Here is a 4,591-nt window from a genome sequence, read left to right on the forward strand (position 1 = left end):
GTGCCGTACGGGAGCCGGGACTTGAGCCGGAGCGGGGAGGCCGGGGCCGCGGCCCCGGCTCCCGTAAGGCAGGTTCAGCAGATACGCCGGCCGGTGGTTCAGCGGCCGATGCGGATCCGGTGCGCCTGGTCCTGGCGCTCGGCGCCGACGGCCGACTTGTCCACCACGTAGGCGGTGCCGCGCGCCACCGTGATGTGGTTCGGGTTGGCGCCGGTGGCCAGGGTCTCGACGACCGCGCCCTTGCGCGGGTCGACGACCGTGACGTTGCCGGCCGTACGGTTGGCCACCAGCACGCGGCCCGAACGGGCGTCCACGGCGACGGAGAGCGCGCCCGCCCCGGTCGGGACGGTCTTCGTGACGGCGCCCTCGCGGACGTCGACGACGGAGAGGGTGCCCGCGGCCTGGTTGGCGGTGTAGGCGGTCCGGCCGTCGGGGGAGAGCGCCACCGAGATCGGGCCGTCGCCGGCCGGGAGGAAGCGCGCCTCCTTGGCGTACGGGGAGACCTCGACGATCCGGTCGCCGCCCAGGTCGGCGGCGTAGACGGTGCCCGTGCGCTTGTTCAGGGCGAGACCGGTGGGCTGGGTGCCCGCGACCGTGACGCGCTTCTTCTCCTTGAGCGTACGGCTGTCGAAGGCGACCAGCGTGCCGTCGCCGAAGCCGCTCGCCCACACCGTGTCGCGCCGCTCGTCGACGACGATCTCGCGGGCGTGGTTCACGCCCGGCAGGCTCGCCAGGTGCTTGCCGTCGCGCTGGCTGTAGACGGCCACGGAGTTGTTGCGGGTGTTGGTCGTCCAGACGGTGTTGTGCTCGTCGTCCACCGCCACGCCGTACACGGCCTCGACGGCGCCCGTGGCGGCATCGGTGACCGGCGGGGTGTACGTGGCCTTCACCTTCAGCGAGTACGGATCGACCTTCATCAGCGAGGACTTGGTGACCGGCGGGCGGCCCACGGCGGCGGTCGCCCACAGGACGTGGTTCCGCTCGGAGTACGAGGACTGGTAGAGGCCCGCCGTGAGTTGGGCGGAGGTGACGGTCGAACCGGCGGCGGGCTTGGCCTGTGCGGACGCCGTGCCGGTCAGCGCGAGGGAGGAGCCCGCGGCGAGGGCGACGGCGGTGGCGGCGGTGCGACGGAAGCGGCGGGTGGTGGTGGTCATGCCGAGTCAATCTCCGATACGTCAGGTGCCTCCGGGTGAGAGGCGGACAGGAGTTAACTTAGCTTAGGCTTGCCTAAGTGGAAAGCGGTTGCCCTCCCGACTTCACCATCGGGAGGGCAATCGCTCGGGTGGGGGCCGGGCAGGTCTCAGTTCACCTGCACCGTGACGTCGTCCACCACGTACGACGTCTGGAGGGACTGGTCCTCCGTGCCGTTGAACTTCAGCGAGACGGTCTGACCCGCGAACTGCGCGAGGTCGTAGGTCTTCTGTGCGTAGCCGGAGTTGGCGTCCAGGTTGGAGAAGGTCTGGAGCGTCTGGTTGCCGACCTGGACGGTGAAGCGGTCGTACACGACGTTCTCGTTCTCGTCCGTGTCGATGTGGAGGAAGAAGGAGAGCTTGTACGAGGCGCAGCCCGCCGGGATGGTCAGCGTCTGGGCGGCGCTGTCGGTGTGGGTGGAGCCCCAGCCGTTCAGCCACGCCTTGTAGCTGCCGCCGTGCGGCGGCTGGCCCGCCTGGGTGGTGATGACGCCCTCGGACGCCGTCCACCCCGAACTCCCGCTCTCGAAACCGCCGTTGGTGACGAGCTGGCGCGGCGTGCAGCCGGTGGAGCCGCCGACGGTCAGGGTGTACGTGGTGCTGTGGGAGGTCGTGCCGGTGCCGGTGACGGTCAGGGTGTACGTCCCCGCGGCCGTGCTCGCGCCGACTGCCACGGACAGCGTCGAGGAGCTGCCGGACTGGACCGAGGTCGGGGAGAGCGTGGCGGTGACGCCCGCCGGTGCACCGGCGACCGTCAGCGCGACCTGCTGCGGACTGCCGCTCACCGTCTGGGTGTTGACCGTCGCGGTGGTGGAGCCGCCCGGGTTGGCGCTGCCCGCGGCCGGGCTGACGCCGACCGAGAAGTCCTGGGTCGGAGTGCCGGTGCCCACCGACGTCTTCCAGATGCCGTACGCGACGCCGTCGGCGCTGCGGTCCAGGACTGTGGCGTTGATGTTGTTCGTGGTGTCGCAGGCGCTGTGGTAGCAGGAGTCGTACGCGGTGTTCGCCGTGCCGCCCCACTTCTGCGCCTGTGCGGCGGTCTTGCGGGCGCTCGCCCCGGCCGCGTAGCCGGAGGTCGGGATGCCGACCGCCTGGAAGGAGGCGTCGTCACTGCGGCCCTGGCCCTCGACGTTCTCCTCGGGTGCGAGGTTCAGCGAGGTCCAGTAGGCCTTCAGGGGTGCGGCGGTGGTGGAGTTGACGTTGTTGATGAAGTAGCCGGCGTTGGTCGAGCCGACCATGTCGAAGTTGTAGTAGCCCTTGACGGCTGAACGCTGGGCCGCCGTCAGCCGGTTGACGTAGAACTCGGAGCCGTTGAGGCCCTGCTCCTCGTCGGTCCACCAGGCGAAGCGGACGTGCTTGGTCATCGTCGGGTTCTTCTGCGCGAGGACCAGCGCGTTCTCCAGGAGTGTCGCCGATCCTGAGGCGTTGTCGTTGATGCCGGGGCCCGCGGAGACGCCGTCCAGGTGCGCGCCGAACATGACCGTCTGGTCCTCGGGGCCGCCGGGCCAGTCGGCGATCAGGTTGTTCGAGGGGTATGTGCAGGTGGTGCACGTCTGCTCGGTCACCGTGTACCCGGCGGCCTGCAGTTTGCCCTTCACGTAGGCCAGGGACTGGGTGTAACCGGCGCTGCCCGCACGGCGGTTGCCGCCGTTCTGCGAGGCGATCGTGCCGAACTGGGTGAGGTGCGCGCGGACGTTGTCGACGCTGATGTTCGGCGGGTCGGTGGGCGGCTGGGTGCCGCCGACGTTGAGTGCGTAGTCGACCGTGTGGGAGAGCGTGGTGCCCTGGCCCTTGACGGTGATCGTGGACGCGCCGGGCGCCGCGTTCGCGGTCGCGGACAGCGTCAGCACCGAGGACTGGCCGGACTGCACGGTCGCCGGGCTGAAGGTCGCGGAGACCCCGGCGGGCAGGCCGCTCGCGGTCAGTGCCACCGACTGGGCGGTGCCGGTCGTGGTGTTGGTGACCACCGACGTGGTGACCGACGCGCCCTGCTGGACGGTGCCGGACGCCGGGTTGAGCGCCATCGAGAAGTCGTTGTTCTGACCGCTCGGCGTGCAGGTCGGGTCACCGGCCTGGGCGGGCACGCTGATCGCGTCCCACGCGGCCTTCGTCTTGTTGAACAGGTTGCAGGTGGCCAGGTCCAGGTTCTTGGCCGAATTCAGCGTCGCCGTACGGTACTTCTTGTACGACATGCTGCTGGTCTTGAGCAGCATTCCGCCGTAGAAGATCTTTCCTGCGTTCTGGATGCCGACGCCGGTCAGCGTGGTCTGGTTGCAGGTGCTGGAGCTGGGCTTGCCGCCGCCCGGGTTGGTGCCCTCGGCGAGCAGGTAGAACCAGTGGTTCATCGGGCCCGCGGCGGCGTGCGTCTCGGTGCCGGGGATCGCGGAGCTGTAGCAGGCCGGGTCGTTGTTCACGGCCGGCGGGTTGTACATGTTCCGGATCGGCCCGCGGCCCTGGAGATTGATCATCTCGCCGACGGTGTAGTCCGGAATGTCGTACGGGGCGGGCTGGTTGATGTACGCCTCGGTCAGCGCGCCGAAGATGTCACCGGTGGCCTCGCCGAGTCCGGACTCCTGGCCGCCGGTGCCGCCCGGGGTGGTGGAGTCGATGGCGTGTCCGTACTCGTGGGCGACGACGTCGACGCCTGCTATCCACTCGTTGGCGCTGTTGCGGCCGATGGTGACGGAGCTGCCGTCCCAGTACGCGTTGAGCTGGTTCAGACCGACCTTGGCGGGGAAGGCGCGGCCCTGCCCGTTCATGCCGCTGCGGCCCAGCCACTGGTCGAGCATGTCCCACTGCTTCTGCGCGCCGAACATCAGGTCGACGCAGCCGGTCTCCTTGGAGGTGGGGTTGCCCGTGCCCCAGGAGTCCGTCGACTTCGAGAAGACCGTGCCCGTGCTGTAGTCCGCGCAGCTCAGACCGGCGCGGATCGGGTCGCGCAGGGAGTAGGTGGAGCCCGAGGCGGTGGTGCTGATCGTGAGCGGGTTGGGACCGTTCCACTTGCTGTTGCCGGTGCCCGCGACCACCTCGTCGTAACTGTCGACGACCTTGCCGGTCCGCGCGTCGACGAAGACGTGCAGCTTGCTCGGCGCTTTGGCCTGACGCCCGGTCAGTACCGTTTCCCAGGCGAGTACTTGCTTGCCGTCCTTGATCTTGACGACGAGCCGGCTGTCCGTCACCTTGTCGGTCTTCGCCTGCTTCGCGCGCGAGAGGGCCTCGGCCCGCTTCGCGCCGACCGAGGGCTGGATCGCCACGTCGATGCGGGTCTGCGAAGCCGACTGGAGGGAGCGTACGTTCCCCTCGCCGTCCGCGAGGACGACCGCGTCGCCGCCGACCACCGGAAGGCCCCGGTATCTTCGCTCGTACGCCACCGAGTACAGGTCCTTCACCCAGGGCGTGAC

Annotated in this window: 2 protein-coding genes; both read right to left on the reverse strand. The window is 69.6% G+C overall.

Translation table 11 applies throughout. The features are described 5' to 3' along the window. Positions 1–98 precede the first annotated feature (98 nt). On the reverse strand, positions 99–1,154 hold the full coding sequence (locus ACWGIG_RS37150; protein WP_453326134.1) for a YncE family protein: 1,056 nt from the start codon (positions 1,152–1,154) through the stop codon (positions 99–101). A gap of 146 nt (positions 1,155–1,300) precedes the next feature. Then, on the reverse strand, positions 1,301–4,591 hold a 3,291-nt coding region (locus tag ACWGIG_RS37155), incomplete at its 5' end, for a M28 family peptidase (RefSeq protein ID WP_453326135.1).

The sequence above is a fragment of the Streptomyces sp. NPDC054863 genome (assembly GCF_053610825.1).